We start from the raw sequence: 25,563 nt of genomic DNA on the forward strand, positions 1-25,563 counted from the left end.
ATGTAGCACTATTTAAAAATAATTTCTCATCTTAATGATTTTTTAATCTTCTATTAAGAGAACGAAAAGGTTCATTTTATATACTTACTTTGCCCACTTTTGGGTGCAGTAATATTTAGCCATATTGAAGATAGAATCCAATCAGCTGCCAAAGGATTTGGATTTTGTATTTTGAAAAATAGAAGAAAAATGACGAAAGAAAATGAGGGGATTGAATGAATTATCAATTATTTCAAGCTATCAACCAACATGCTGGCCACCAGCCTTTTTTAGATGGATTGATGGTGTTTGTTACCCAATATGCATTGGTTCTATATGCACTAGTTTTGCTTTTGGTATGGATTTTAGGAAAAGAAAAATTTAAATATACGGTGGTGTATGCTGTCATTACTGGTGGAATTGGGTTGGTTATTAATGTGATCTTAGGTCATATTTATTACGAACCTCGTCCATTTGTAACACACCATGTTCATTTATTGATTCAGCATGCTAAAGATTCAGCGTTTCCAAGCGATCATACAACTGGTGCATTTTCATTAGCACTTGCTGTACTGTATCGCCATCGCAAAATTGGCCTCGGAATGCTGTTACTTGCTATCTTGACTGGGATTTCGCGTGTTTATGTTGGGCACCATTATCCTTTTGATGTGCTTGCAAGTATTGTGGTATCACTAATTACGAGCGCACTAATATATAAATTTAAATCGGTATTTGAACCAATTGGTCGAATGATCATCAATATTTACAACAAGATTCCATTGGTTCCCAAAAATGAACAAAGCCTTTCAAAGTAATACAGTATAAAACATTGGATCTATGTCGATGTTTTTTATTTATGTCTAATTTGAAAGAAACGGCAAGATATATTTCCTAATCTTTGTTTTTCGATAGTAGATTTGCTCATAATTACTCAATAAAACAGAAGAACTAGCACATTTCATAAGAAAGTGACGATGAAAAGTCTTCATACTCACACAGGAAAGTAAAGAGATATATTGAATTATTTCCCTACAAGGAAAATAACCTTGGAGAAAATCGGAAAGGTTGTGAGTTTATGAGACTTCTGGATCTGCAGCCTAAGAGAAACTTCAGCTACATCTTCGTTCAATTTCCGGGAATGAAAATGAATGTCCCCATGCTTTCCAAAGAAGAGGGAAAGGTGGTGAATGAAGATGTTGCTTTATGTGTCCAATTAAACAAGAAAGATAAGGTTACGGATGTGTTCCTTGTACGTACACAAGGTATCAAACCTTTTGACTTCACAGATGAAGGGATTGGAGCAAAGGCATTTTACCGGATCATTAAGAAAAAAGAAGCCTCGCAAGACTCATCCACGAACGAATCCGAGGATTTCGTCACGTATGTAACAAGTAAAGTGGCGATTAAACAAAAGAAAACCGAAACAGGGTATACCTTCGTCTTAGTGTTAAATGACCGTGAAATCGGAATAATCGCTACGATTGAAGAAGAGGTCCAAAGAATGGAAAAAGGACTTTTGCGGCACCAAGAGGAAGGTAAAGCGGTTGTCGCAGTTAAAAAGAATAATAGGGAATTTATGGATGTATTCAGAAGGAGGGCCAAAAAGAGGAGATTCTCTGGAGGCCATGTCTTTCAGGATGATGAGGTTTTTGAGCTAATCCGAATACGTTTGGAGGAAGTTAAAAGAAAAGTTGCACTGTTTTCTCCTGCGAAATTAGATTTTATCGGTCCAGGTGATCAGAACCAAACCATTTTCATCATGAGGGGAGGGGGCTTTTAAAGATACTACAATTTCATATAAGTAAATTTATCGAATCAAAGGATGAAACTTCTGAATTTGAATAATTTACTAAAATGGGCTTAACCATAGAGTAAGCCCTATTTTTACATTCATTTTTATGCGTAAAATGTCGAATATCATCGAGTTTACATATTTAATATAAATTAGTTGCTTTAAAGGTGGTAGAATAAGGGGGAAAAATCTTTATTTGGAGAGTCGACATCAAGGAAAGAAGGAATTAATAATCCTAAACTGGTCTTAGAAGAGAAAAAAGCTATAAAATTATTTATCTGGCTGTTTAATCTTATTTTCTTAACGTACGACTTTTTCTATTATTATGTTTATCCACATTCTATTCATCAAAAGCCTGGTTTACCCGAGGGCGGGCTTGGGTATTGGTACTATGTACTGATTGTATTGCTTACACCAATAGGAATTTATCTTTTAAAAAGAGGCAATCCATACCAGATAAAATATATCTTTTTTGTGGTGTATACGGTTTTGGACTTAGTAAATAATATCTTAATTTACTGGGGGACTAATAAACCATTTGCTTCAGGAAATTTAGTAGAAGTATTTTTTGTATTGTTTTCTCCATTATTTATAAATAGAACTTACTTTTTTCTTGTTTCTATAGGAATGATCGTTAAATACGGATTACTTGGGATTATTCTTATGGATTCAAGAGCTGCAGTAGCGGTTTGGATGTTAATTCTTATGGCGGTCATTGCATTCGTGCTATTAATTCGCTTTATTTCTTATCTTAAAGCGATCAATTCAATCAATGAAGAACTTCGCCAAAAAGAAAAGCTTGCTGTAATTGGTCAAATGGCTGCAGCGATTGGGCATGAAATTCGTAATCCATTAGCATCCTTAAAAGGATTTACTCAACTTCAGCAGGAACGTAGTCCTAATTCCAATAACTTTTATCCGATTATGATTCAGGAAATTGACCGAATCAATTCGATTGTAAATGATTTAATGTATCTTGGAAAACCCAAATCATTACAATTTGAAAAAGCAAACATTGAAGAGATCATTGCTTATACGTTATCGATTACACAACAACAAGCTGGAAGGCAAAAAGTAAATATTGAGACAGTCATGGAAGGGCCGCTTCCGCTAATTGAATGTGACGATAAACAGCTAAAACAAGTGTTTATTAATTTAATTAAAAATGCGACAGATGCCATGCCTGATGGTGGGAAAATAAGAATTCACATTAAAGTACTAAAAGATAAACTGATGTTAATATCTGTTGAAGATGAAGGCTGCGGAATTGAGGATAAAAATATTCTTAATATTGGTGAACCCACCTATTCTTTTATATTCCTCAATTGATTCTTGCCCTAAAAAGAATTCTCCCAGGGCTTCAAGCCTCAACAGTCAGTTTAACTTTTTGGGATTCAGCACTATTTGTTTTTCAGATCCTAATTGGGGCAGTTCTGCTCGTTTACTCATGGATTAAGAAATACCGAAAGTTAGCATGATTTTAAACAAGAAGACCCAAGCGTTTGCCTGGGCCTTTTTTATTATATTTTAAACGAACTTTTCAAAGAAACTATTCTGTTAAAAACCAACTTATCAACGGTAGTATGTTTAGGGTCTACGTTAAAATACCCATGGCGAAAAAATTGGAACTTGTCCTGTGCTTGTGCTTCCTTCATATTTGGCTCGACAAAGCCTTGCAGTACTTCAAGTGAGTTAGGGTTTACATGATCAAGGAACGTTTTTCCTTCACCATCTGTTTCGTTTTCAGTTTCATCCAAGATGAGCGGCTCATATAAACGGAACTCTACGGGTACAGCTTGGCTTGCTTCAACCCAATGAATCGTACCTTTTACTTTTCTTCCAGTAAAGCCTGTTCCGCTCTTTGTTTCAGGATCATAGGTGCAGCGGAGCTCAATCACTTCACCGTTTTCATTTTTAATAAACTCTTCACACTTAATAAAATAGGCATGTTTTAAACGGACTTCATTTCCAGGGAACAAGCGAAAATACTTTTTAGGAGGCTCCTCCATAAAGTCGTCCTGTTCAATGTAAATTTCACGAGAAAACGGAATTTTCCTCATGCCCATTTCTGGATTTTCCGGATTGTTTTCCGCATCCAGCCATTCCATCTGTCCTTCAGGATAGTTTGTAATAACGACCTTAAGCGGTTTGATAATACCCATTGTGCGAAGGGCTTTTAATTTTAAATCCTCGCGGACAAAATGCTCGAGCATTTGTGAATCGACCACTCCGGAACCCTTTGAAACCCCAGTCTCACGAACAAACTCGCGAATCGACTCCGGTGTGAAGCCTTTTCTGCGCATTCCAGAAAGAGTTGGCATGCGGGGATCATCCCATCCATCCACAAAGCCTTCTTCCACTAATTGCTTTAGCTTTCGTTTACTCATTACCGTGTTGGTGATATTTAAACGGCCAAACTCAATTTGCTGTGGCTTTGCTTCCATTTCACATTGCTCAACCACCCAGTTGTATAATGGACGTTGATCCTCAAATTCAATCGTACAAATCGAATGGGTAACCCCTTCAATCGCATCTTCAAGTGGATGGGCAAAGGCATACATTGGATAGATGCACCATTTGTCGCCTGTATTGTGGTGCGAAGCATGGGCTATTCGATAAATTACAGGGTCACGCAGGTTAATATTTGGTGAGCTCATATCAATTTTAGCCCGGAGCACTTTTTCACCATTCCCAAACTCCCCATTACGCATCCGCTCAAACAGATCAAGGTTTTCTTCCATTGAACGATTGCGATACGGGCTCTCTTTTCCAGGCTCGGTTAATGTACCACGATATTCTCGAATCTGATCAGCAGACAAGTCATCCACATAAGCAAGTCCCTTTTTAATGAGAAGCAACGCACGATTATACATTTCCTCAAAATAATTGGAGGCAAAAAATAATCCGTCCCATTCATAACCAAGCCACTCGACATCTTCTTTGATCGAATTGACAAACTCGACATCTTCTTTCAACGGATTGGTATCATCAAAGCGCAAATTAGTTTTACCGTTAAATGCATCTGCTAAGCCAAAATTAATGATGATTGATTTAGCATGACCAATATGTAAATAACCATTAGGTTCAGGCGGAAATCGGGTAACGATATTGCTACGCTTACCTGTTTCCAAATCTTGAATCATAATGTCCTTAATAAAATTAGACGTATTATTGTCCACTTTTTTCAACCTCTTTCATCATATCTACTTCTTATATAACATAAATATTGATATTTTTCCATTATTCCCGAGAATCCGGAAAGGAAACTCAAGTAGTTATCTATTTAAAAGGGAATAATAGTGTAAAATAGTAAATTGAAGAACAATCACGAAGGGAGAATGAATCATGATTAACTTAGGCACAGTTGGTACAGGATGGATTACATCCTCCTTTATTGAAGCAGCACAGTTAAGTAAAGAGTTTAAATTGGTTGGTGTATATTCACGAACAGTGGAAAAAGCAGAAATTCTTGCAGATACATACAATGCATCAGAAGTTTTCTCCGATTTGGAGGAAATGGCTAAAAGTGAAAAAATTGATGTAGTATACATAGCCTCACCAAATTCAGTACATTTTGAACAAGCACTGCTTTTTCTGAAAAATAAAAAGCATGTGATTTGTGAAAAACCTATTTTTTCAAATACAGGGGAGTTAGAGGAAGCATTTAAAACGGCAGAAGCAAACGGCGTTTATTTATTCGAGGCAATTCGGAATATTCATACGCCTAACTTTAAAACCCTAAAAGAAAAACTCCCAATGGCTGGAGAAATTAGAAGTGCCATTTTGCCATACATTAAGTATTCTTCTCGTTACGATTTATTTTTGCAAGGGGAAGAGCCCAATATTTTTTCCTCCACCTATTCAGGTGGGGCATTAGTTGATTTAGGCGTATATCCGCTTTATTTAGCGGTTGGTTTGTTCGGTGCTCCTAAAAAGTCAACCTACATTCCTGTCATATTACGGAGTGGCGTTGATGGAAGCGGGACGCTTGTATTGGAATATGAAGAATTTGTATGTACCATTCTCTGCTCGAAGTTATCCCATTCAACCATCCTCTGTGAAATTCATGGTGAAGAAGGAACATTTGTCTTGGAAGATGCTGCACCAATATCACAAATCGAATTCTATGACAGTCATTCGAAAGACAGTAAAACCTTAAGTGTTCCTCTCGAGGAAAAAAATATGGTTTATGAATGTAAGAATATCGCAGGAATTATCAATACAAATAACCAAAAGGAATATCAGGAGTTAAAAAGGTTGAGCGAAATTGTCCTTAAAATCACAGAAGCATCAAGAAAACAAAATAACATTATTTTTGATTCTGAAAAATAAAGAAAAGACCCGGGTGAACATAAACCCGGGTCTTTCCTATGATTAAGAGGCTTTGTTTACACCATACTGATCTGAGGTTTTTGGAGAATGATCTCTTAATCGATCCCAAATAAGTCCAACTGCGCCTCCAACAAGTGCAGGAACCACCCAGCCTAAACCAACTGATGCCAATGGCAGTGCATCCATGAATGTTTGAACAAAATGGAGACTGAGGCTAAATGATTTCAATCCATCATTTAAGCTTACAAGTCCGGTCAAGAGTATAGCTCCAACGTATACCTTTCGGGAACCGCGATAGTAACGATGGAAAAATGAAAACGTAACAAGGACAATCGTTAATGGATATGCCATCACAAGGAATGGAATCGAAATTGAAATAATTTGATTTAAACCAAGATTAGCGATTAAGAAACTTACTAATGTAATCGTTGTAATAACAAAACGGTAGCTGAGTTTTGGCAGCACCTTTGAAAAATACTCTCCGCAAGCAATTGTTAGGCCGACACAAGTTGTAAAGCAAGCGAGTGTGAAGATTAACCCAAGCAGAACCTTTCCGCCCGTTCCTAAAAGCATGGTTGATGCAGCAGACAATAACGATGTCCCATTATCAAATGTTCCGTATCCACCCATTTTAGCTCCTAAATATCCGATTGCTACATATACAAGAGCGAGAGCTGCACCGGCAACAAAACCTGTTTTAACCGTATATTTCGTTAACTGTTTTCTTTCATGCACACCTTTTTGTTTTAAGGTTGTTAAAATGACAATTCCGAAGGCAAGTGCAGCGAGTGCGTCCATTGTTTGGTAGCCATCGATAAAACCTTTAAATAAAGAAGCTGTTTCGTATGTTTTATTTGGTGCAGTTAATGGATGATTCAGCTTCATAAAACCAGTCACACAGAGGACGACAATCGAAACAAGCAAGATTGGAGTAATGATCTGCCCCATATAATCAACCATTTTAGAAGGATTTAAGCTTAATAAGTAAACCAAGGCAAAAAATACAACCGTAAATCCTAACAATAGGAAAGAGTTATTGATTGAAACATGACCAAGGAATGGTTTAAATCCCATTTCAAAGGCTACGTTTGCGTTTCTTGGGATTCCAAAGAAAGGTCCGATTGACAAGTAAACTACAACTGTAAAAATAACCCCAAATAATGGGTGAACCCGACTCCCCAAAGTATTAACTCCATCTTTTACAAGTGCAATAGCAGTTAGTACGAGCAGTGGCAATCCAACACCAGTTAAGACAAACCCAATAATGGCCGGCCAAAATGAAGTTCCTGCGCCCATTCCTAAAAAAGGAGGGAAGATTAAGTTACCAGCTCCAAAAAACATTGAAAATAGCATTAAACCGACAAAAAAAGTATCTTTCCTTTTCATTATTCTCGCTCCTCTTTATTAGATGTCCAGCTCCAGCGCCCAGCGACTAGTGTCCTTCGCCCACCTCCCTACGATAAGTCAACATCGAATCGCTAACGCTCTTCGTGTTTCCTTTATCTCAGTCGGTGTGCTCCAGGCCATACGTCGCTAAACGGGCGCTTTCGCTTTTCTGAGTATAGAAATATATCTTTGTACTAGCTGTCGGTCAGTCGTTACGTCGTTAAAGGGAAAAAAGCATATAAAAAAGCCCGCCCCTAATGGATAGGGACGAGCGTGCTCGCGTTACCACCCTACTTCCGCAAATAAAAAATAATTTGCGGCTCTCGATCAACGTACCATCATACGCGGTCCATGTTAACGGCGGACAGTTCCGGCTAAGGCTTACTAAGGGTTCAGCCTTGCATCTCAGAGATGATTTTCACAGGCATCCTGACACCGGACTTGCACCAACCGCCGGCTCTCTAAAGTTCAAGATTTTGCATGCTACTATTCTCGTCATTGACTTTATACAAAGACTTTTCTAAAAAGTTTGATAAAACAAGTATATTATTTTTAGATAATTTTGCAAGAGTTTTTTTATAAAAATTTTTCTGAAATATCTACCAAAGTGTTTTTGGAGAATTTTAATTTTGAATTCTTTGCGAAAATGGATGTGACATCTTTATGAAAACAATTCAGCAGATGATGTAAATCACATTTTGGACCTGTACCATTCTTTATAGTTAGGATATCGAGAATTGGAGGGTTCGTTATGAAATCAAAGCAGTGGTATCTTAAGCAAATAAAACGGAAACCAGTGCAACTTACAAGGTATGTAGTTCAGGCTGTGTTTCTTTTATTTTTACTATATGTGGGCCTGCGTTTTTATCAATTTTATTTACATTTTGAAACGCTTGGGAAAGAACCATTCGTGGCAAGACCATCGGCGGTTGAAGGGTTCTTGCCAATCAGTGCATTAGTTGCTTTAAAGGTATGGTTAACTAGTGGGGAATTTGATAAAATTCATCCGCAGGTCTAGTTTTATTCACATTTTTTATAGCTTCTGGTATTATATTTCGTAAAACTTTTTGCAGTTGGCTCTGTCCGGTAGGAACATTTAGCGAATGGCTCGGAATGCTCGGTAAAAAGCTGTTTAAACGGAACTTTGAAATTCCAGAGATCTTAGCATGGATCTTGACTCCGTTAAAATATTTGTTGTTGCTCTTTTTCTTAAACATGATTATCGGGATGTCAACATACAGTGCGAAATATTTTCTAGACGATCCTTATAATAAAATTTCTGATGTTAAAATGCTCTTGTTTTTCTTAAATATCAGCGGATTTTCTTTAAAAGTAATTATTGTTTTAATCCTTCTCTCTATTTTCTTTAAGAACTTTTGGTGCCGTTTCCTTTGTCCATATGGTGCATTAATTGGTCTTGGCTCCATTTTTAGAATTACGAAAGTTCGCAGAAATGAAGATACCTGCACAAATTGTGAGATGTGTACGAAAGTATGTCCGCAGAGAATAAAGGTTTCAAAGAAAAAGGCTGTAAACAGCCCCAATTGTACTGCTTGCATGGCTTGCGTTGAGGCTTGTCCAATAAAGGATACGTTAAACATGACGGTGGCCAATAAAAAGGTCAACAAATGGGTGATCCCTGTCGCATTTATTGCCTTATTTATTCTTGTTGTCGGCATTGCTAAAATAACGGGGCATTGGGATACAGTCATAACAAACAGTGAATGGAAGATATTGATTCCCCAAATTAATCAGATTGGACATTAAGGAAAAGGTGCCACGATGGCAACCTTTTCTTTTCGCACAAGGACCCAGTTTTCCCATATATATAAAGTAAAAAGCTAAAATGGGGAAATTATGATGTTTAAAAGATTTAAATGGAAAAGAAAAGTGAAACGCCCACAGCTATCTGAGGAACGTTATGAACTTCCCTTTCAAACAAGGGACACAGATGACTTGCAATTATTAAAGCTGGGAAAGGATTTTGTCAATGAAAGAACTGCTTATCTTTTTCCTGTTTCATTAAAGGAAGCAGGTGGAAGCAAGTGGGGCTATATCAATAGTAAAGGGATATTTGTTTTAAAGCCGATTTATGAGCAGGCGGGAGATTTTCAGGATGGGGTTGCCATTGTTCGTTTGAAGGGACTTTCCGGTGTTATTGATTTTAGCGGGTATTATATTGTAAAACCCAAATATGAAACCATTCATCCTTTTTCAGAAGGCCGAGCGACGGTTATAGATCATCAAGGCTATAAAGTAATAGATGAAAGCGGAAAAGAACTGACTTCCAGAGCTTACTCCTATATAGGAGATTACAAAGAGGGCAGAGTGTTATTCTCGATAACAGATGAAAAGGGTAAAAATTTGTATGGGTTTTTAAATAGATGGGGGAAGGAAGTAATCCCAGCATCATACCAATCAGCAACTGATTTTAAAGACGGAAAATCAGTTGTGGAATTAAAGAATGGCGGCTATGCACTGATCAACCTAACAGGAAAAGTACTGCAAATGTACAATTTTGCTTTCGTGGGTGACTATGGCGAAGGTTTACTTGCGTTTCAAAAAAGTCTAGAAGGCAAGTTTGGATTTATGAATGAGCAAGGAAAAGTCATCATTGAATCAAGATTTAGATGGGCGCAATCGTTTCAGGATGGTTGTACAATTGTTACAATTTCCGAAGGTAACCATGACTATTCCGGACTGATCGATAAAAAGGGGCAATATATCTTAAAACCCAATTATCAACAGATAATTTATCTTGGTGACGAGAGGGTAGCAATTGGCAAAGCGATTGACCCTGAAAAGCCATTTCTTGGATCAATGTATGCGCTTGGTGACACAAATGGACATATTCTTACAGGATTTATTTTCAATCGTATTGGGAAATTCGAAAATGGGGCAGCATCTGCTACAAATGATCAATCTACCTTTTTTATTGATAAAAAAGGCAGAAGAATGGATACTCTTCCGATTGTAACTGGAAACGGGGAGTTACAGCTTGATAAAACGCTAATTAAGGGTGAAATCGATTTTCGTCTTTTGTATTTTAATAAGAATAGTGAACTAGTCTGGAAACAAAATTCAGTTATTCCCCTGCATGAACCATATTCAGTAATTGAAAAAAAATACAAACCAAATAAAGACTTTTTGATTTATTATCCACAGATATCCGGGATGGCAAATCGAAAAAACCAAGAAGGAATTAATCAATTGTTAAAGGATATAGCTGGAATCAAGGAAACACCGGCGTATCTTCAGCTCGAATCCAATTATATGGGTGATTTTGATGTCCCCTTTTATAGAAAAGAACTAGTTGTCATTGAGATTACAGGCTACAATTATCCGTTTGGAGCTGCTCATGGTATGCCAGTGAAGAAATATGTCCATCTTGATCTTAAAACGGGCGAAACTTTCCAGCTTAAGGATTTATTTAAACCAGGCAGTCCCTATGTAAAGGTTTTGAGTGAACAAATTGGGAATCAAATTAAAAATAATCCCCAATATACTTACGTTTTTCCAGGAAGTTATAAAGGAATACAAGTGGATCAGCCATTTTTTATATCTGAAGAAGGTTTAAATGTATACTTTATACCATATGAAATTGCTCCATATGCAGCTGGATTTCCTACGTTTACAATCCCTTTTGAAGAGTTGAAAGACATCATTGATCGAAGTGGAAGCTTTTGGCATTCATTTCACTGAATCAAAAAAAGAAGCATAACTCTTTAAAGTTACGCTTCTTTTTTGATTTCCTTTTTCTAAGTACTAACCAGTAGCTTCCTATGCTAAAGATTAATACAATTCCTACGACCCCTGGCACAATGTAGGATACCCATGAAGAGGTCTCTGCTTTATCTTGTTTTTGTGCTGTTGATTGCCGATTTTCTGCTGCAAAAGCAATATTATTAGGATGGATCTGTAGAAGGGTACTGCCATTTATTAAGGAATGATCATTCGAAGGTGCGATTGCCTGATTCCCAATGAGTATTAACAAAAGGGAAAAGATGAGTAAAACCTTTTTAAACATTATATCCAACTCCAAAAAGGTGTTAATGTAATTAACCTTATTTTATCATCGAGCAGGGCAGTACGTATCATTCTGACAAGAATGTTCACAATACTTTCACAATAGTATGGAGGATTGAGAATAATTTTCAAAAACGTGATATAAATCAAAGTTATAAATGCAAAAAACTTTTAAAATAATATAGGAAGCACTAGTGAAAAAGGAATAAATGTATAGATAAAGGAGTTGGCATAAATGGGCAGTTTTCAAATGGATGGAAAAAAAGCAATCATCGATGTACGTGACAGAATATTAAAAGGTGAGCACCCTCGTAAAGAGATCCTTGACTATATTAAAGCAGCTCCGGTTGGAACCGTTTTTGAAATTCATATCCCGCATCGTGGGGAGCCGCTAGTTGCCGGTTTTCAAGCAATGGGACTTAATGTTATTACGAAAGAAATTGAACCAGGACATTTTCAGCTAACCACGGTGAAGTTAACGGAAATGCGCTAGTATTATTGTTATAAAAATTCCTCCCTGTTGAATAATAAAAGAAACTCAAGGGAGGAATTTTTTTGCAAATCGAAGATAATAAATTCGAAGATACCTTTTTACCAATGACTTCGATTGGCAGTGGTATGGGCATTGCCGTATTGCCTGATGTTTATTGTTATACGAATCAGATTGTAAATCTTTTCTTTATCGGTGACCCGTCCAAAACTAATGAATTTGTGATAGTAGATGCAGGAATGCCAAAATCTGCAGATAAAATAAAAACGGCTGTAGTGGAACGTTTTGGTGAGAATAGTTTACCTAAGGCAATTGTGTTAACTCATGCTCATTTTGATCATGTTGGTTCATTGGTTACCTTATTAGAAGATTGGGATGTTCCCGTTTTTGCTCATGAATTAGAGCTTCCTTACCTAACGGGGGATAAGGACTATCCGCAAGGTGATCCAACAGTTGATGGCGGGATCGTTTCTGAGTTATCACCAATGTTTCCAAACCACGGGATTAATATCAGCGGCCATGTTCAACCACTCCCAAATGATGGCTCTGTACCAAACATGGAGGGGTGGAAGTGGATTCACACTCCCGGACATACTCCAGGTCATATATCCCTTTTCCGCAAGCAGGACCGTACCTTGATCGTTGGTGATGCTTTTGTAACTGTAAAGCAGGAATCACTTTATAAAGTAATGACACAGCAAAAGGAAATAAGCGGTCCACCTAAATATTACACGACAGATTGGCAAGCTGCCTTTGAGTCTGTTAAAAAGCTGGAAGCCCTACAGCCAATAACAGCAGTAACTGGTCACGGTGTCCCGATGAAAGGAAATGAATTATCGGAGAGCTTAAGGAAATTAGTTGAGAATTTTAATGAAATCGCCCTTCCAAAACATGGACGATATGTAAACAGGCCTCTTCTGCATTAGAAGAGGTTTTTTGTACATCTTTTTAATATTCCAAAGGTATCAGCATAGGATGTACAAGGAACAATGGATACTAGTTAGGAAGTAAATGTAATTAAGCTGGACAGTTTATTGTCATTAAGTTAGTATCAGAACGAGCATTATTTAGCTGAATTGGTAATAATCTTAAATAGGGACATTGTAAATAAAGGAGTTTGTTATGAATAAATTATTAGAAAAATTAGCGCCGTTTTTGCAACAGACATGGCAAAAGGCAGGGTTTGAAACACCTACCGCCATCCAAGATACGACAATCCCTCTTTTGATTGAGGGGAAAGATTTGATTGCGGAATCTCCAACGGGAACAGGGAAAACACTAGCTTATTTGCTTCCATTGTTGAATAGAATCGATCCTGCTTTACCATCATTACAGGTAGTTGTACTCGCTTCTTCACAGGAACTGGTCATGCAGGTTTACCAGGAATTTCAAAAATGGTCTGAAGGTAGCGGCATTAGGGGAACTTCGATTATCGGCGGAGCAAATATGAAGAGGCAGTTGGAAAAACTTAAAAAACGGCCACAAGTAATTTTTGCAACGCCTGGGCGTTTATTAGAATTAATGAAACAAAAAAAGATCAAAATGCATGAAGTCAAAATGATTGTCCTGGATGAAGCAGATCAGCTGCTCGTTGCAGAACATCGAGGTACGGTTCAAAATATAGTAAAGTCGACACTTCAAGACAGGCAAGTTGTGCTTTTTTCAGCAACCCTTAAACCAGAAACAGAGCAGCTGGGGAAAGAACTAACAAAAGATGCTGAAGTTGTTCGAATTGGCAAAGATGAAAAAGCCTCCGCAGGGAAGGTGGAACATTTTTACTTTGTCTGTGAACAAAGAGAAAAAATCAAACTGCTTGAAAAAATAGCTCGTTTATCTGAGATCAAGGCTCTAGCCTTTATAAATGATATTTCTGAGGTTTCAGTTGCAGCAGCAAAATTAAATTTCAAGGAATTATCTGTCGGGCTCCTTCATAGTGAATTATCGAAAATAGAACGGGAAAAGGCCTTAAGAGAATTTCGAAGTGGAAAACTCAGTATGCTGATTGCAACAGATGTTGCAGCAAGAGGACTTGATATTCCAGGAGTGACCCATGTTGTAAACATTGATTTGCCAAGGGATATTACCCAATACGTCCATCGTGCCGGCAGAACGGCAAGGATGGGGGCAAGCGGAATGGTGCTGTCATTAGTGACGGAAAGGGAAGAAAGAGATATAAAACGGTTCTGCCGAGATCTAAAGGTCCCTGTTGATAAACGAATTTTCTATAAAGGACAAATCTCCGAAGATCAGGAGCAGGTCAGAAAAGGTCGGGGGTAATTGGCAGAATAACCAATGTCCGATTCATCCATACTATCCTTGAACCTTTTAAAAAGGAGATGCTAGCTATGGGAAGAACGAAACTAGGCAATCAAAATGCCCAGCGTAACAATAATCGAAAAAAAGGAAAAACCAGCTCTGAACTTGTTGAGTTTACAACAGGTGAAGGATTTGTAAGAAATCGTCCGAAAGATAATTAAGCTAAAAAGGTCCCTTTTTTCAGGGACCTTTTATAATTTAAGGAAAACACTGGAATTACGGACAAAATGAATGGCAAAATAAGAAGAGATGTCCGTAAGAAGGCCGATTGCGGACAAAGTGAATCCTAAAATGAGAAGAAATGTCCGTAAGACTCCCACCCGGACCAGACCTTAATTTCTAGTTCACTTCTTCCGAAAGATTCGTTAATGGCATTACCGCAGGCCCATCCATAACCTCACCTGTAATGCTGTAACGCGATCCATGACACGGGCAATCCCAAGTTTTCTCGGCATGGTTCCATTCTGTCTCACAGCCAAGATGTGTACATGAGGTATCGACAAGATAGAGCTTGCCATTCTCATCGCGGTAGGCACCCGCTCTTTTTCCATTATGCATCACGACAGAACCTTCATCATTTTTAAGATCACCAGGATCTTTAGGTACAAATTCCAGTTTCCCTTTTAATAGATGCTTGGCTACATCGGCGTTTGCAGTGATCAAGCTGCGCAGGCTTGGATCGGCTGTAAAACGTGATGGCGAGTACAGCTCCTTATAAGAATTATCCCTTTCCAAAACATAGTCAGTTAATAAGTGAGCAGCCATAATTCCCGTCGTCATTCCCCATTTTTTATAACCAGTTGCGACAAGGATATTCTCTTTCTCCTTTGTCATCGGACCAATATATGGAACTTTGTCTAAGGTTACCATATCCTGTGCGGACCAGCGGTAAAGGTACTCGGAAATGCCAAATACCTCTTCAGTAAACCTTTCGAGTTCCTGAAAGTGCTTCATTGTATCAATGCCTTGTCCTGTTTTATGGTTTTCTCCGCCAATAATAATCAATGACTCTCCATTAATAGGGGTCTCACGAATAGAGCGCGTTGGGCTATCAACGCTAATGTACATTCCACCAGGATATTTTTTGTTCGTTTTAATCCCAATGGCATAAGACCGATCGGAATACATTTTTGCAAAATAAAAGCCTAGCTTGTCACAATAAGGAAAATGGGAGGCCACGATTAATTTCCTGCATGTAACCGTATAACCGTCTCTAGTTATGACTTTAGGTTGTGTGTCGTTATCATCTACGTCCATTGCAGTTGAATTCCCATAAACAGTGCAGCCTGATTGAAGTGCCTCATTGAGTAAACCCTTTAAAAATTTAAGCGGGTGGAATCTTGCCTGATTTTTCATGATTAAGGCATTTTGAATCGAAATATCAAACGGAATCCGATAAGTAACTTCCCCATCAATCCCTAGCTTTTGGTACGCCTCCCATTCCGTATTGATTTTATTTGCATATTGTTCCGATACAGCATAAATGCAGGCATCCTCAATGCCAAAATCACAATCAATTCCTTTTTCCCTTGAGGTATCCTTAATAAAATGGATTGCGCTGTTATGTGATTCGTAATACAATTTTGCTTTTTCCTCACCAAAATGATTGATTAATTCATCATAAATGAGTCCGTGTTGAGCAGTAATTTTTGCTGTGGTATGGCCGGTTGTTCCATTTAAAACGTCTCCGGCTTCAATGATGGCGACCTTCAATCCCTCTTTTGATAGTAAATAGGCAGCCGTAATCCCGGTAATCCCAGCGCCGACAATGGCAACATCGACAGAAATGTTTTCCTGTAGCTTTGGGAACGATGGCAGCTCGATTTCCCGCCAATATGGTTTTGGAAATTGAGGGATTTTTTCAGAATAGCTCATACTAGTCCTCCCCGATCAAGATATTGTCATTTTAACTTTTCCTAACTGATGTAAAACATTCATTTCTTCTTATTTAAATCAGCATAATAATCCACTTTTTTTAGATTTACACCAACAAAGGTTTCAAGGATCGATTGACCACCGGCAATGGAGAGAATAAGGATGATAACCATAAAAGCTTTTGGGAAAAGTAAATACCCTCCTCCAAGAAAGATGGCACACCAAATTCCTGCACACCAATAGCATTTGAGAAGATAGCCAAATAACGAGGTGGGAACTTCTTTGGTTTTAGTTCCATCTTTTGTCTCGATTTTTACTTTTTTAACAAAAGGCTTGCGGATGAATTCAGTAATCTTGTCAAAAACAATCAGGTGGGTTAATCGATAACTTGCTAAAATGAGCATAATATATGTAATCCACGAAATTTGGGTCATTTTTAAAGTCCTCCAATGGGAGCATCCCCCAAAAAATAATTTCTGTATATTTTGAGCAAGAAATCAAAAATATATATTCGGAGGAGGCGAAAAAGTGAAAAAATTATTACTCACTTGTTTACTGTTTTTCCTAGCGCTCACCGGTATTCCAAATATTTCATTTGCCCAGCAGGTCTATACTGTTCAGCATGGTGATTCACTTTGGAAGATCGCTGTTCGCTATCAGGTTGGAATTTCAGAAATTATTCAAGCCAACCCCCAATTCAAAAATCCTAACTTGATTTATCCGGGACAAAAAGTAAACATACCGGATCTAAGTGGAACAAAATCCATTGAGAGTCAGGTCATTACATTAACGAATCAGGAACGTGCCAAAAATGGATTAAAGCCCCTTACTGCAAACTGGGAGCTCTCACGGGTGGCCCGTTACAAAGCAATAGACATGAGAGATAAAAATTACTTCTCGCACACAAGTCCTACTTATGGTGATCCATTTACGATGATGAAGAACTTTGGGATTGCTTTTACTGCTGCTGCTGAGAATATCGCCGCAGGTCAAGCTACACCGCAGGCTGTTGTTCAAGCATGGATGAATAGTGCGGGGCACCGGGCCAATATACTGAATGCAACCTACACCGAAATTGGAGTTGGCTATGCACAAGGCGGCAGCTATAAAACGTATTGGAGTCAGATGTTCATTAGAAGATAACTTTTTAACAAATAGGTCGGCCTCCCAAAGAGGCTGACCTTTTCTACGTCTTAGGACCGATAGGAAAATCAAGCTTAAGCTCGTTAAGAAAGAAAGCGGAGAAGGATAAAATGAAACCATGAAAGGAGGAAACGAAAATGAAAAAATTTGGTTTGCTTTTAGCAGGAGGTATTGCAAGCATCGTGCTGTTGGCTACAATTGGACCACTAGTGGGGCTTGCAGTATGTTCGGTAGTTCTTTATTTTATCGTAAAACAGTTCCTAAAAGCAGAAACAAAAAAGGCAAAGGTTGGGTTTGCATTCCTTGGAATATTCGTTCTGCTAGGTACCCTTCATAATCTACCTGCCCTAATTGGCGTTGCTGCTGCAGTTGTTCTCTATTTGGTCTATAAAAAATGGAATGGCTCGAAAACCACTTTCAAAAAAGATGATAATGATCCATTTATTAATTTTGAAAAACAATGGAATGAATTAAAACATTAATAACCTAAAGAGTAGTAAAAAAGGAGAGGGATAACAATGACAAACTTTTTGACAAGATTAAAGGATATGATTTCTGCTGATTTACATCAAGCACTTGACCAAAAGGAAAAACAAAATCCAATCTCAATGCTTAATCACTATCTTCGCCAGTGCGAGAAGGAAACAGAAAAGGTAAAAACATTAATAGAACGCCAATATGCGTTGCAGGAACAATTTTCAAAGGAACACCAAGAAGCTATTGAATTAGCCGCAAAAAGAAAATATCAAGCGGAGATTGCAGCAAAAGCAGAAGAAACAGCTCTTCATGAATTTGCAGAAGCAGAGCACAGACAGTATGCAGAACGTGCCGAGCATTTGAGTAAAGCTTTGGAGCAAACAAAGAATCAGCTTGAGGAGCTGGAAAGAAAATATACAGAAATGAAACATAAATTAAAAGATATGCACATCCGTCGGTTGGAATTAATGGGACGTGAAAATGTTACCAGGGCCCAGCACCGAATGAACCAGGTGTTAGAGACTAACACTGCTACAAATAAACCATTCTCTCGTTTCCAGGAGATTGAAATCTATCTTGACCGTCTTGAGGATCAAGTAAACCGCTCTTATTACCACAGCACAATCGATGGTCGGATTGCAGAACTAGAAAAAGAAATGAAAATCGCAGAAACCAAGTCCATTTAACAATGAAAAATGGTATGCTAAAAAAGGGCGTAATCTCTACGCCTTTTGGCCATTTTTAAAAAAAGGAGGGTTCCCGAATGTTGAAAAATATGAAAAGTGATTATGTTGGCTGGATCATTTTTATCGGCGGTATTGTCCTTCTGCTCGAAATCCTATTCTTCAATCGGGGGCTTATTTTCTCACTTATTTTATCCTCAGTTATGATTTATGCAGGACGGAAGAGAAGAGCCAAAAAGAAAGGGAGATTCCTATTTTGGTTTGGTATTTTCTTTTTATGTGCCAGCATCTTTAATATGATAACCTTCAAATTTCTTCTACTGGCAGTTTTACTTCACTTATTTATTCAATATGTCACATCAAAGAAGAAGCCCAAAAAAGTTTCACCCGTTTTGAGTGAACTCAAAAAGCTCCTTGAAGAAGAAACGACTGTTCAGTCCAAACCATTACTGGAAAATGTGCTTTTCGGGCAGCAAAAAACTCCTGCAGAAGTCTATGAGTGGGATGATATTAACATCCAGGCAGGTGTTGGTGATACGATGATTGACCTTAGCTATACTGTTTTTCCAAAAGGGGAAACGGTGATCTTCATACGGAATATTATTGGAAATATTCATATATTAGTTCCATATGAGATGGAGGTTAGTATCCATCATTCCGTTCTTGCCGGGTCGACAACTATTTTTGACTTTAAGGATCCAAAAATTTTTAATAAAGTATACCATTTAAAAACACTTGAATACGAAAAGGCAGAGCGAAAAGTAAAAATCTTTACATCACTGATCGTCGGAAATATCGAGGTGAGCCGGATATGAATACGATCCAACGTCAAATGGTATGGTGCGCCGGTTTTTCCTTTTTAATTTCATGTCTATTATCGGTTGCTTATTTTATTGTCTTTCCGCTATCAAATTGGGCCGATTTGTGGAATCGGCATTTTATGGATATCCCTATTGTTATATTTATACCAGCTTTCAGTATTGTCATTGGTCTTATTATTGGTGTTATATCGGGCCTCTTTTGGAAAAGACAATTGCAGTTTGTTGATGAAGCACTGCACGGGCTTGAAGAAGGCAAGCTATTGGAAAGGGAAGATATACCGGCATTAGATGAAATTCAATCGATCGCTGCACGAATTACAAAAATTAGTAAACAAATTTCGGAACAAGCAAAGCGCACGCAGCGTCTGGCAACAGAAAAGGTAGAAAAACAGGAGCCAAGAATTCAAGAAATCATCTCACAGGAAAGAAATCGACTTGCTCGCGAATTACATGACTCGGTAAGTCAACAGCTCTTTGCGGCTTCGATGATGATGTCAGCCATTAATGAAACAAAAGCACAATCTGATGACCGTGAGTCGAAACAACTAAAAATGGTTGAAGCAATGATCCACCAGTCACAGCTTGAGATGCGGGCACTTCTTCTGCATTTACGACCTGTCGCCTTAAAAAATAAGTCGCTGCAGGAAGGAATTGAAGAATTGCTTACTGAATTGTCTCAAAAAGTATCAATGAACATAAGTTGGAAAATAGAAGACTTTCCATTGGAAAAAGGTGTTGAAGATCACCTATTTAGAATCCTGCAAGAATCTGTATCGAATACGCTCAGACATGCTAAAGCAACGAGTCTTGACGTTTTATTAATCAAACGAAATGATCTGGTTATCATGCGTATTGTTGATGATGGGATCGGGTTTCAAACAGATGAAACAAAAGCCGGTTCATATGGAATGCAAAATATGCAGGAGCGCGCCCTTGAAATAGGCGGTACCTTAAAGATTGTTAGTGTGAAAGAGAACGGAACAAGGTTAGAAGTAAAAGTTCCATTAGTAAAGAACGGGGATGTTGCAAATGATTAGAGTTGTATTCGTGGATGACCATGAAATGGTGAGAATTGGTGTTTCTGCCTATCTGTCTGCGCAGCCGGATATTGAAGTTGTTGGGGAAGCAGGAGATGGAAAGACAGGTGTGGAGTTAGCTTTGGACCTTAAACCTGATATTATTCTCATGGATCTTGTGATGAAGGAAATGGATGGAATTGAGACAACAAGAAGAATCATCGAAAAATGGCCGGAGGCAAAGATTATCATTGTCACAAGTTTCTTGGATGATGAAAAGGTTTATCCTGCACTTGAAGCGGGAGCGACAAGTTATATGTTAAAGACCTCTAAGGCAAGCGAGATTGCTGATGCTGTTCGCAATACATACCATGGCCAATCAGTCCTTGAGCCTGAAGTCACCGGAAAAATGATGATGAAAATGCGTCAAAGAAATCAGCATTTCCTTCATGATGAACTCACGAGCCGAGAGATGGAAATTTTACTTTTAATGGCCGAAGGGAAATCAAATCAAGAAATTGCTGATCAGCTGTTTATCGCGCTAAAAACAGTGAAAACTCATGTCAGCAATATCTTAAGTAAACTGCAGGTTCAAGACCGTACACAGGCTGTTATTTATGCGTTTAAGCATTCCCTGATAGAATAGCTATCTTTTTTTAAAAAGAGCTTTGGAGCTCTTTTTTATTTTGCTAATAAACTTTTCACTAATAATCGTCTGGCTTGTCTCATACCTTTATAAAGTAAGTTCTTTACAAAGGAGACTAAAGACAAGTGGCTACATTATATAAGGGTGTATTCTTTCTAGCGGTTTCAGCTTTTTTAGGAGAAAGTATTGAGTTCATAATTAACATGATTCTTGCAAGGGAGTTAGGTAAGCATGGGCTAGGGCTTTATATGTCAATCCTCCCTTCCATTTATCTAATCGTCCTGCTTTCGAGCTTTGAACTTCAGGTTTCCATCTCCAAATTTATTGCTGAAAAAGATGGAAGGTATCACCGAAGCATCCTTCATCATGCAATTATGATTGCGATTGTATTTACATCTGTTCTCTTTATCATGACGACAGGAGTGATCCCATTTGTTCCTGTATTTGATGCCTACCATCCTTATACAAGATGGCTTGTGATCCTGTTGATTCCAGTCATTTGTTTTACTGCGGTGGCAAGAGGATATTTTATGGGGAAACAACAGATGGGGAAGATCGCCATTTCCAATTTTTTTCGAAAAATATTTCAATTGGCGATATTATTCTTTGTGTTCCGCCTTTTCCAATTTGATGTGAAATCGTCTGTTTTAATCGCAATTGCGACATTTATCGGAAGTGAAATTGTTGTTTTTGCTTATTTAATCTTTACCTTTATTACACAATTTCAGCAGATCAAACGGCAGCCATTTTCAAACATAAATCGTCAGGTAGTACGAAAAAGCCTGATGGCTATATCCATTCCGACGACCATGATGCGCTTATTTTCAGCGATCACCAATGCGATTCAACCGTTTATGATTAAACAGGCCTTGATCCGTTCAGGAATGTCTTCAACAATTGCTACGGAGCAATATGGAATGCTTGCCGGGGTGGCGTTAACAATCGGCTTTTTCCCCGCCTTTCTTGCACACTCTTTAATGACCGTCCTGATACCGGCGGTTTCGAAAGCCTATTCTTCTAAAGATTATGGAACGCTGCAAAAAATGCTGAATCAGGTTATGAAATTTACCTTTCTTTATGGTGTACCAGCAGTAGCTGTATTTTATGTTCTAGCCCGGCCGTTAACCTCGTTGTTCTTTCATTCCTCAACGGCAGCGGGATATTTGCAAATGTTATGGCCATGCTTTTTATTTTACTTTTTCATCATACCGATGCAGGCCTTTTTAATCGGACTAGGATTATTTAAGGATATATTTATCCAAACAGTGTGGGCAACCATTGTATCCTATTCAGTCATTCTTTGGCTTGGAGCTATTCCAGAATGGAGGATGAACGGGGTTATTGTGGGCATGAATGTGGAGGCAGTACTGCTTGCGTTCATGAACTATTTAACCGTTTGTAAAAAGATTAGGGTTTCGATGTTTATGAAAGGCTTTGTTCATAAAACACAATGAAAAAAGGACCGAATCGGTCCTTTTAGTCATTTTTAGAAAGAATTCCAAAAATACGAAGGATACTAATAAATAGGTTGATGAAATCCAAATAGAGGCTTAAAGCCATGAGTGGTACATTTTCGGCGCTTACTCCATAGCGCTTCATTTGATTAATGTCAAATAAGATATATCCGCTAAAGACCATAACACCGATAAAAGAATACGCCAGCATTCCCATTGAACTTAAAGGCCAAAAGATATTAAAAATTGAAATAGCCACCATTGCGAGCAGGGCAGCCATTAAAAATCCGCCTAAATATGAAAAGTTTCTTTTGGTTTTAGAAGCGTAAATGGAAATTCCAGTAAAAACTGTTGTCGTCGTACCAAATGCCATAATTACCGTATTTGCGCCTGCAGTAGCTAAATAATGGGCTACTATCGGGTAAAGGGTAATCCCGGAAATAAAGGTAAAAATATAAAGGAAAGAATAGGAGACGGCCTTTCTCCGTCTTAGAAAGAACGCTGCCACCAGCATGACCAGCTCTAAAATCGACAATGGTAAAAAAAGGCTCGCAGGTACATATGCACCAGCTAATGTTCCTATGAATGAAAAACCAAGCGAAAGTGCAAAGACCCGTAAAACGGAAGGCATGTACTCACTGGAAGTTTGTGTATACAATTTTAGTCACCTCATTTAAAGTTCTTACCTGATATATACGAAAGACTTGTCAGGATGTTTCATTTTTTCTTAAAATATCTTCTTTAAGTAAATCTCTGATTTCCATTAAGAGTGCTTCTTGCGTTTCTGTTTTTGTTATTTCTTCCTTTATTTCTTCTTTTCGTTTAAAACGATTGATAAGTTTTACAAATAAGAAAATGGAAAAAGAGATGATAAAGAAATCAACGACTGACTGGAGAAAAAGGCCATATTTTAATGCTTCATTTCCAAATTTAATACTAAGATTGGTGAATTTAACTCCGCCCAGCAGCAAACCGATCAGCGGCATTAGTACATCTTGTACGAGGGAAGTAACAATTTTTCCAAACGCACCGCCGATAATAACACCAATAGCAAGATCGAGTACATTTCCCTTTAAAGCGAACTGTTTAAATTCATTCCACATGAATTCTCCTCCTATCTATCTCTAAAAGATTATTTTATCTTGTTATAAAGGCAAATTCAACTTTTTGAAAAAAGTGCTAGTTGACAGTTATTCGTATTTTTTCTATAGTTACTGTTATGTAAACAGAGGTTCATAGCGAACACCCTCTATAAAAAACTATGGAAATGGCATACTCAACCATATCCTTAGGATATGGTTTTTTATTTCTGTATTAAAATAGGGATCATAAAAGGAGGATTTATTAATATGGCAGGACGAACAGATGAAGAATTAAATGGCGTTACCTTATTAGGAAATCAAGGAACAAAGTATCTTTTTGAATATACTCCAGATGTATTAGAGGCTTTTGATAATAAGCATCCAAACCGAGACTATTTTGTTAAATTCAACTTTCCTGAGTTTACAAGCCTTTGTCCAAAAGCGGCCAGCCTGATTTTGCCACCATTTATATCAGCTACATTCCTGATCAAAAAATGGTGGAGAGCAAGTCGTTAAAGCTATACCTTTTTAGCTTTAGAAACCATGGTGATTTTCACGAAGACTGTGTCAACATTATCATGAATGACCTTATTAAATTGATGGACCCAAGATATATTGAAGTTTGGGGAAAATTCACACCGCGCGGCGGGATTTCAATCGATCCATATTGCAACTACGGCAGACCAGGAACAAAGTTTGAGCAAATGGCGGAATATCGTTTAATGAACCATGATTTATACCCAGAGAAAATTGATAACAGGTAAAAAAATAAGAGGATGCAACCGTTCAGGTTCATCCTCTCATTTTTTTTAAAATGCCCAGTTTCCACCTCTGAAGATCGCTTCTGTTTTGCCGTCAGCGGTGATTCCATCAATGTCCATTTGTTCAGAACCTATCATGAAATCAACATGGGTGATGCTTTCATTTAGGCCGTTCTCTTTTAATTCATCCGAAGACATTTTTTTGCCGCCTTCAATACAAAATGCATACGCACTGCCAATAGCCAAATGATTAGAGGCATTTTCATCAAATAATGTATTAAAGAAAAGAATATTGGACCTCGAGATTGGTGAGTTATAAGGAACAAGCGCAACCTCGCCTAGGTAATGTGAACCCTCATCCGTTTCAACTAAGTGACGTAAAATCTCTTCGCCTTCTTCTGCTTTTACATCAACAATTTTGCCATTTTCAAACTTTAAGCTAAAACGGTCGATAATATTCCCGCCATAACTAAGTGGTTTTGTGCTTGAGACTGTTCCGTTGATTCCGGTTTTGAAAGGAACAGTGAACACTTCTTCTGTTGGCATGTTGGCCATGAATTCATTGCCTTGCTCATTAATACTGCCGGCACCAACCCAAAGATGATTTTTAGGCAGCTCAATCGTTAAATCGGTTCCAGGTGCTTTATAATGAAGTTTTGCATAATGCTTTTCATTCAAATAATTAACCTTTTCATGAAGGCTCTCATCGTGCTTTTTCCATGCTTCTACAGGGTTCTCAGTATCTACCCGAGTTGCTTTAAAAATTGCATTCCAAAGCTTTGACACTTGGTTTTCAGCAGGTTCATTCGGAAAAACTTTAGCAGCCCAAGAGGGTGACGCTGCAGCAATTACGGTCCAGCTGACTTTATCGGATTGAATCATTTTGCGGTAATTGGCCAATGCCTTTCCCGCAGCTTTTTGATATGTAGCAATTCGCTCAGGATTTACGCCTTTTAAAAGGTCGGGGCTTGTAGAAATAATGGACATAAACGCAGCACCTTTACTAGCCAGATCCTCAGTTTCCTTTGCACGCCATTCTGGATATTCAGCAAACGTTTCATCTGGAGCCAGATCATACTTTGTTCGCGATACAGTATCATCATTCCAATTCACAACAACGTCCTTTGCGCCAACCTCATACGCCTGTTTGACCACAAGACGGACTAATTCAGCAGCGTCAAGGGTAGCGTTAACGACTAATTTTTGTCCCTTTTGAACGTTAACGCCCACCTTGACGGCAAGTTCAGCGTACTTTTCTAAGTTCTTTTGAAAATCACTCATTGC

At 38.1% G+C, this 25,563-nt stretch carries 26 protein-coding genes, 1 pseudogene, 1 riboswitch and 1 other annotated feature; of the genes and pseudogenes, 19 read left to right on the forward strand and 8 right to left on the reverse strand.

Features of this window, described 5'->3' with window-relative positions:
• Positions 1–215 precede the first annotated feature (215 nt).
• From RCG17_RS17035 to RCG17_RS17045, 3 genes are all read left to right on the forward strand, one after another.
• Entirely contained in the window at positions 216–794 is a 579-nt protein-coding gene (locus RCG17_RS17035) for an undecaprenyl-diphosphatase (RefSeq protein WP_308171328.1), read from the forward strand.
• 260 nt (positions 795–1,054) lie between these two features.
• On the forward strand, positions 1,055–1,759 hold the full coding sequence (locus RCG17_RS17040; protein WP_308171329.1) for a hypothetical protein: 705 nt from the start codon (positions 1,055–1,057) through the stop codon (positions 1,757–1,759).
• Between the two features lie 252 nt (positions 1,760–2,011).
• Positions 2,012–3,100, forward strand: coding sequence for a histidine kinase dimerization/phospho-acceptor domain-containing protein (locus RCG17_RS17045; protein WP_374120965.1), 1,089 nt, complete (start codon positions 2,012–2,014; stop codon positions 3,098–3,100).
• Positions 3,101–3,291: 191 nt separating this feature from the next.
• On the opposite strand, the gene RCG17_RS17050 is transcribed toward RCG17_RS17045, so the two are convergent.
• Complete coding sequence (locus tag RCG17_RS17050) at positions 3,292–4,950, reverse strand: glutamine--tRNA ligase/YqeY domain fusion protein (RefSeq protein WP_308171331.1); 1,659 nt, start codon at positions 4,948–4,950, stop codon at positions 3,292–3,294.
• A 169-nt stretch (positions 4,951–5,119) separates the two neighbouring features.
• Here RCG17_RS17050 and RCG17_RS17055 point away from each other — a divergent pair, with 169 nt between their 5' ends.
• Complete coding sequence (locus tag RCG17_RS17055; protein WP_308175869.1) at positions 5,120–6,103, forward strand: Gfo/Idh/MocA family protein; 984 nt, start codon at positions 5,120–5,122, stop codon at positions 6,101–6,103.
• A gap of 42 nt (positions 6,104–6,145) precedes the next feature.
• On the opposite strand, the gene brnQ is transcribed toward RCG17_RS17055, so the two are convergent.
• Complete coding sequence (gene brnQ, locus RCG17_RS17060) at positions 6,146–7,489, reverse strand: branched-chain amino acid transport system II carrier protein (protein WP_308171332.1); 1,344 nt, start codon at positions 7,487–7,489, stop codon at positions 6,146–6,148.
• A 260-nt stretch (positions 7,490–7,749) separates the two neighbouring features.
• Positions 7,750–7,997: a binding site (T-box leader), on the reverse strand.
• Between the two features lie 243 nt (positions 7,998–8,240).
• Between brnQ and RCG17_RS17065 the strand changes: the two genes are divergently transcribed.
• The 3 genes from RCG17_RS17065 (at position 8,241) to RCG17_RS17075 (ending at position 11,191) form a co-directional block, all read left to right on the forward strand.
• On the forward strand, positions 8,241–8,507 hold the full coding sequence (locus RCG17_RS17065; protein WP_308171333.1) for a hypothetical protein: 267 nt from the start codon (positions 8,241–8,243) through the stop codon (positions 8,505–8,507).
• Between the two features lie 95 nt (positions 8,508–8,602).
• Entirely contained in the window at positions 8,603–9,256 is a 654-nt protein-coding gene (locus RCG17_RS17070) for a 4Fe-4S binding protein (RefSeq protein WP_308171334.1), read from the forward strand.
• A 93-nt stretch (positions 9,257–9,349) separates the two neighbouring features.
• A complete protein-coding gene (locus RCG17_RS17075; RefSeq protein ID WP_308171335.1) occupies positions 9,350–11,191 on the forward strand; it encodes a WG repeat-containing protein in 1,842 nt (613 codons plus the stop codon).
• A gap of 1 nt (position 11,192) precedes the next feature.
• Here RCG17_RS17075 and RCG17_RS17080 read toward each other — a convergent pair whose 3' ends face one another.
• Positions 11,193–11,516, reverse strand: coding sequence for a hypothetical protein (locus RCG17_RS17080; protein ID WP_308171336.1), 324 nt, complete (start codon positions 11,514–11,516; stop codon positions 11,193–11,195).
• Positions 11,517–11,750: 234 nt separating this feature from the next.
• Between RCG17_RS17080 and RCG17_RS17085 the strand changes: the two genes are divergently transcribed.
• The 4 genes from RCG17_RS17085 to RCG17_RS17100 all read left to right on the forward strand — a co-directional run bounded on the left by RCG17_RS17085 (position 11,751) and on the right by RCG17_RS17100 (position 14,482).
• Positions 11,751–12,008, forward strand: coding sequence for an amino acid decarboxylase (locus RCG17_RS17085; RefSeq protein WP_308171337.1), 258 nt, complete (start codon positions 11,751–11,753; stop codon positions 12,006–12,008).
• 104 nt (positions 12,009–12,112) lie between these two features.
• Positions 12,113–12,931, forward strand: coding sequence for an MBL fold metallo-hydrolase (locus RCG17_RS17090; RefSeq protein WP_308175870.1), 819 nt, complete (start codon positions 12,113–12,115; stop codon positions 12,929–12,931).
• Positions 12,932–13,127: 196 nt separating this feature from the next.
• Positions 13,128–14,282 (forward strand): DEAD/DEAH box helicase, encoded by a 1,155-nt coding sequence (locus RCG17_RS17095; RefSeq protein WP_308171338.1) that lies wholly within the window; start codon positions 13,128–13,130, stop codon positions 14,280–14,282.
• 68 nt (positions 14,283–14,350) lie between these two features.
• On the forward strand, positions 14,351–14,482 hold the full coding sequence (locus RCG17_RS17100; protein ID WP_256238769.1) for a hypothetical protein: 132 nt from the start codon (positions 14,351–14,353) through the stop codon (positions 14,480–14,482).
• Positions 14,483–14,660: 178 nt separating this feature from the next.
• Here the strand turns inward: RCG17_RS17100 and RCG17_RS17105 are convergent, their stop codons facing one another.
• Together RCG17_RS17105 and RCG17_RS17110 are read right to left on the reverse strand one after the other, a co-directional pair.
• Entirely contained in the window at positions 14,661–16,196 is a 1,536-nt protein-coding gene (locus tag RCG17_RS17105) for an FAD-dependent oxidoreductase (protein ID WP_308171339.1), read from the reverse strand.
• A gap of 59 nt (positions 16,197–16,255) precedes the next feature.
• Complete coding sequence (locus RCG17_RS17110; protein WP_308171340.1) at positions 16,256–16,630, reverse strand: DUF1360 domain-containing protein; 375 nt, start codon at positions 16,628–16,630, stop codon at positions 16,256–16,258.
• A gap of 94 nt (positions 16,631–16,724) precedes the next feature.
• Here RCG17_RS17110 and safA point away from each other — a divergent pair, with 94 nt between their 5' ends.
• The 7 genes from safA to RCG17_RS17145 all read left to right on the forward strand — a co-directional run bounded on the left by safA (position 16,725) and on the right by RCG17_RS17145 (position 22,436).
• Positions 16,725–17,339 (forward strand): SafA/ExsA family spore coat assembly protein, encoded by a 615-nt coding sequence (gene safA / locus RCG17_RS17115; RefSeq protein WP_308171341.1) that lies wholly within the window; start codon positions 16,725–16,727, stop codon positions 17,337–17,339.
• Positions 17,340–17,476: 137 nt separating this feature from the next.
• The gene (locus RCG17_RS17120) at positions 17,477–17,821 is read left to right on the forward strand and encodes a lmo0954 family membrane protein (protein WP_308171342.1); all 345 of its coding nucleotides are present in this window, start codon (positions 17,477–17,479) and stop codon (positions 17,819–17,821) included.
• A 36-nt stretch (positions 17,822–17,857) separates the two neighbouring features.
• Positions 17,858–18,502: a PspA/IM30 family protein gene (locus RCG17_RS17125; RefSeq protein WP_308171343.1), complete on the forward strand. Its 645-nt coding sequence runs from the start codon at positions 17,858–17,860 to the stop codon at positions 18,500–18,502.
• 77 nt (positions 18,503–18,579) lie between these two features.
• Positions 18,580–19,314 (forward strand): cell wall-active antibiotics response protein LiaF, encoded by a 735-nt coding sequence (gene liaF / locus RCG17_RS17130; protein ID WP_308171344.1) that lies wholly within the window; start codon positions 18,580–18,582, stop codon positions 19,312–19,314.
• On the forward strand, positions 19,311–20,357 hold the full coding sequence (locus tag RCG17_RS17135; protein ID WP_308171345.1) for a sensor histidine kinase: 1,047 nt from the start codon (positions 19,311–19,313) through the stop codon (positions 20,355–20,357). Before liaF ends, RCG17_RS17135 begins: the two co-directional genes overlap by 4 nt.
• Positions 20,350–20,982, forward strand: coding sequence for a response regulator transcription factor (locus RCG17_RS17140; protein WP_308171346.1), 633 nt, complete (start codon positions 20,350–20,352; stop codon positions 20,980–20,982). The genes RCG17_RS17135 and RCG17_RS17140 overlap by 8 nt, the downstream gene beginning before the upstream one ends.
• Before the next feature lie 125 nt (positions 20,983–21,107).
• A complete protein-coding gene (locus tag RCG17_RS17145; RefSeq protein ID WP_308171347.1) occupies positions 21,108–22,436 on the forward strand; it encodes a polysaccharide biosynthesis protein in 1,329 nt (442 codons plus the stop codon).
• Positions 22,437–22,458: 22 nt separating this feature from the next.
• Here the strand turns inward: RCG17_RS17145 and RCG17_RS17150 are convergent, their stop codons facing one another.
• Complete coding sequence (locus tag RCG17_RS17150; protein WP_308175871.1) at positions 22,459–23,067, reverse strand: Bax inhibitor-1/YccA family protein; 609 nt, start codon at positions 23,065–23,067, stop codon at positions 22,459–22,461.
• Between the two features lie 76 nt (positions 23,068–23,143).
• Entirely contained in the window at positions 23,144–23,539 is a 396-nt protein-coding gene (mscL, locus tag RCG17_RS17155; protein WP_308171348.1) for a large conductance mechanosensitive channel protein MscL, read from the reverse strand.
• A 119-nt stretch (positions 23,540–23,658) separates the two neighbouring features.
• A riboswitch (PreQ1 riboswitch) is annotated at positions 23,659–23,705 on the forward strand.
• A gap of 80 nt (positions 23,706–23,785) precedes the next feature.
• On the opposite strand from mscL, the pseudogene queF reads away from it, so the two are divergent.
• Positions 23,786–24,282, forward strand: a pseudogene (gene queF / locus RCG17_RS17160) (preQ(1) synthase).
• 45 nt (positions 24,283–24,327) lie between these two features.
• Here the strand turns inward: queF and RCG17_RS17165 are convergent.
• Positions 24,328–25,560, reverse strand: coding sequence for an aminopeptidase (locus RCG17_RS17165; RefSeq protein WP_308171349.1), 1,233 nt, complete (start codon positions 25,558–25,560; stop codon positions 24,328–24,330).
• Positions 25,561–25,563 lie beyond the last annotated feature (3 nt).

Source organism: Neobacillus sp. PS3-12, assembly GCF_030915385.1.
Lineage (GTDB): Bacteria > Bacillota > Bacilli > Bacillales > Cytobacillaceae > JAEVLT01.

Coding starts and splice junctions, on each gene's coding strand:
- RCG17_RS17035 (WP_308171328.1), top strand. CDS start 216: ATGAATTATCAATTATTTCAAGCTATCAACCAACATGCTGGCCACCAG.
- RCG17_RS17040 (WP_308171329.1), top strand. CDS start 1,055: ATGAGACTTCTGGATCTGCAGCCTAAGAGAAACTTCAGCTACATCTTC.
- brnQ (WP_308171332.1), bottom strand. CDS start 7,489: ATGAAAAGGAAAGATACTTTTTTTGTCGGTTTAATGCTATTTTCAATG.
- RCG17_RS17065 (WP_308171333.1), top strand. CDS start 8,241: ATGAAATCAAAGCAGTGGTATCTTAAGCAAATAAAACGGAAACCAGTG.
- RCG17_RS17070 (WP_308171334.1), top strand. CDS start 8,603: ATGCTCGGTAAAAAGCTGTTTAAACGGAACTTTGAAATTCCAGAGATC.
- RCG17_RS17075 (WP_308171335.1), top strand. CDS start 9,350: ATGTTTAAAAGATTTAAATGGAAAAGAAAAGTGAAACGCCCACAGCTA.
- RCG17_RS17080 (WP_308171336.1), bottom strand. CDS start 11,516: ATGTTTAAAAAGGTTTTACTCATCTTTTCCCTTTTGTTAATACTCATT.
- RCG17_RS17085 (WP_308171337.1), top strand. CDS start 11,751: ATGGGCAGTTTTCAAATGGATGGAAAAAAAGCAATCATCGATGTACGT.
- RCG17_RS17090 (WP_308175870.1), top strand. CDS start 12,113: ATGACTTCGATTGGCAGTGGTATGGGCATTGCCGTATTGCCTGATGTT.
- RCG17_RS17095 (WP_308171338.1), top strand. CDS start 13,128: ATGAATAAATTATTAGAAAAATTAGCGCCGTTTTTGCAACAGACATGG.
- RCG17_RS17100 (WP_256238769.1), top strand. CDS start 14,351: ATGGGAAGAACGAAACTAGGCAATCAAAATGCCCAGCGTAACAATAAT.
- RCG17_RS17105 (WP_308171339.1), bottom strand. CDS start 16,196: ATGAGCTATTCTGAAAAAATCCCTCAATTTCCAAAACCATATTGGCGG.
- RCG17_RS17110 (WP_308171340.1), bottom strand. CDS start 16,630: ATGACCCAAATTTCGTGGATTACATATATTATGCTCATTTTAGCAAGT.
- RCG17_RS17120 (WP_308171342.1), top strand. CDS start 17,477: ATGAAAAAATTTGGTTTGCTTTTAGCAGGAGGTATTGCAAGCATCGTG.
- RCG17_RS17125 (WP_308171343.1), top strand. CDS start 17,858: ATGACAAACTTTTTGACAAGATTAAAGGATATGATTTCTGCTGATTTA.
- liaF (WP_308171344.1), top strand. CDS start 18,580: ATGTTGAAAAATATGAAAAGTGATTATGTTGGCTGGATCATTTTTATC.
- RCG17_RS17135 (WP_308171345.1), top strand. CDS start 19,311: ATGAATACGATCCAACGTCAAATGGTATGGTGCGCCGGTTTTTCCTTT.
- RCG17_RS17140 (WP_308171346.1), top strand. CDS start 20,350: ATGATTAGAGTTGTATTCGTGGATGACCATGAAATGGTGAGAATTGGT.
- RCG17_RS17150 (WP_308175871.1), bottom strand. CDS start 23,067: ATGCCTTCCGTTTTACGGGTCTTTGCACTTTCGCTTGGTTTTTCATTC.
- mscL (WP_308171348.1), bottom strand. CDS start 23,539: ATGTGGAATGAATTTAAACAGTTCGCTTTAAAGGGAAATGTACTCGAT.
- RCG17_RS17165 (WP_308171349.1), bottom strand. CDS start 25,560: ATGAGTGATTTTCAAAAGAACTTAGAAAAGTACGCTGAACTTGCCGTC.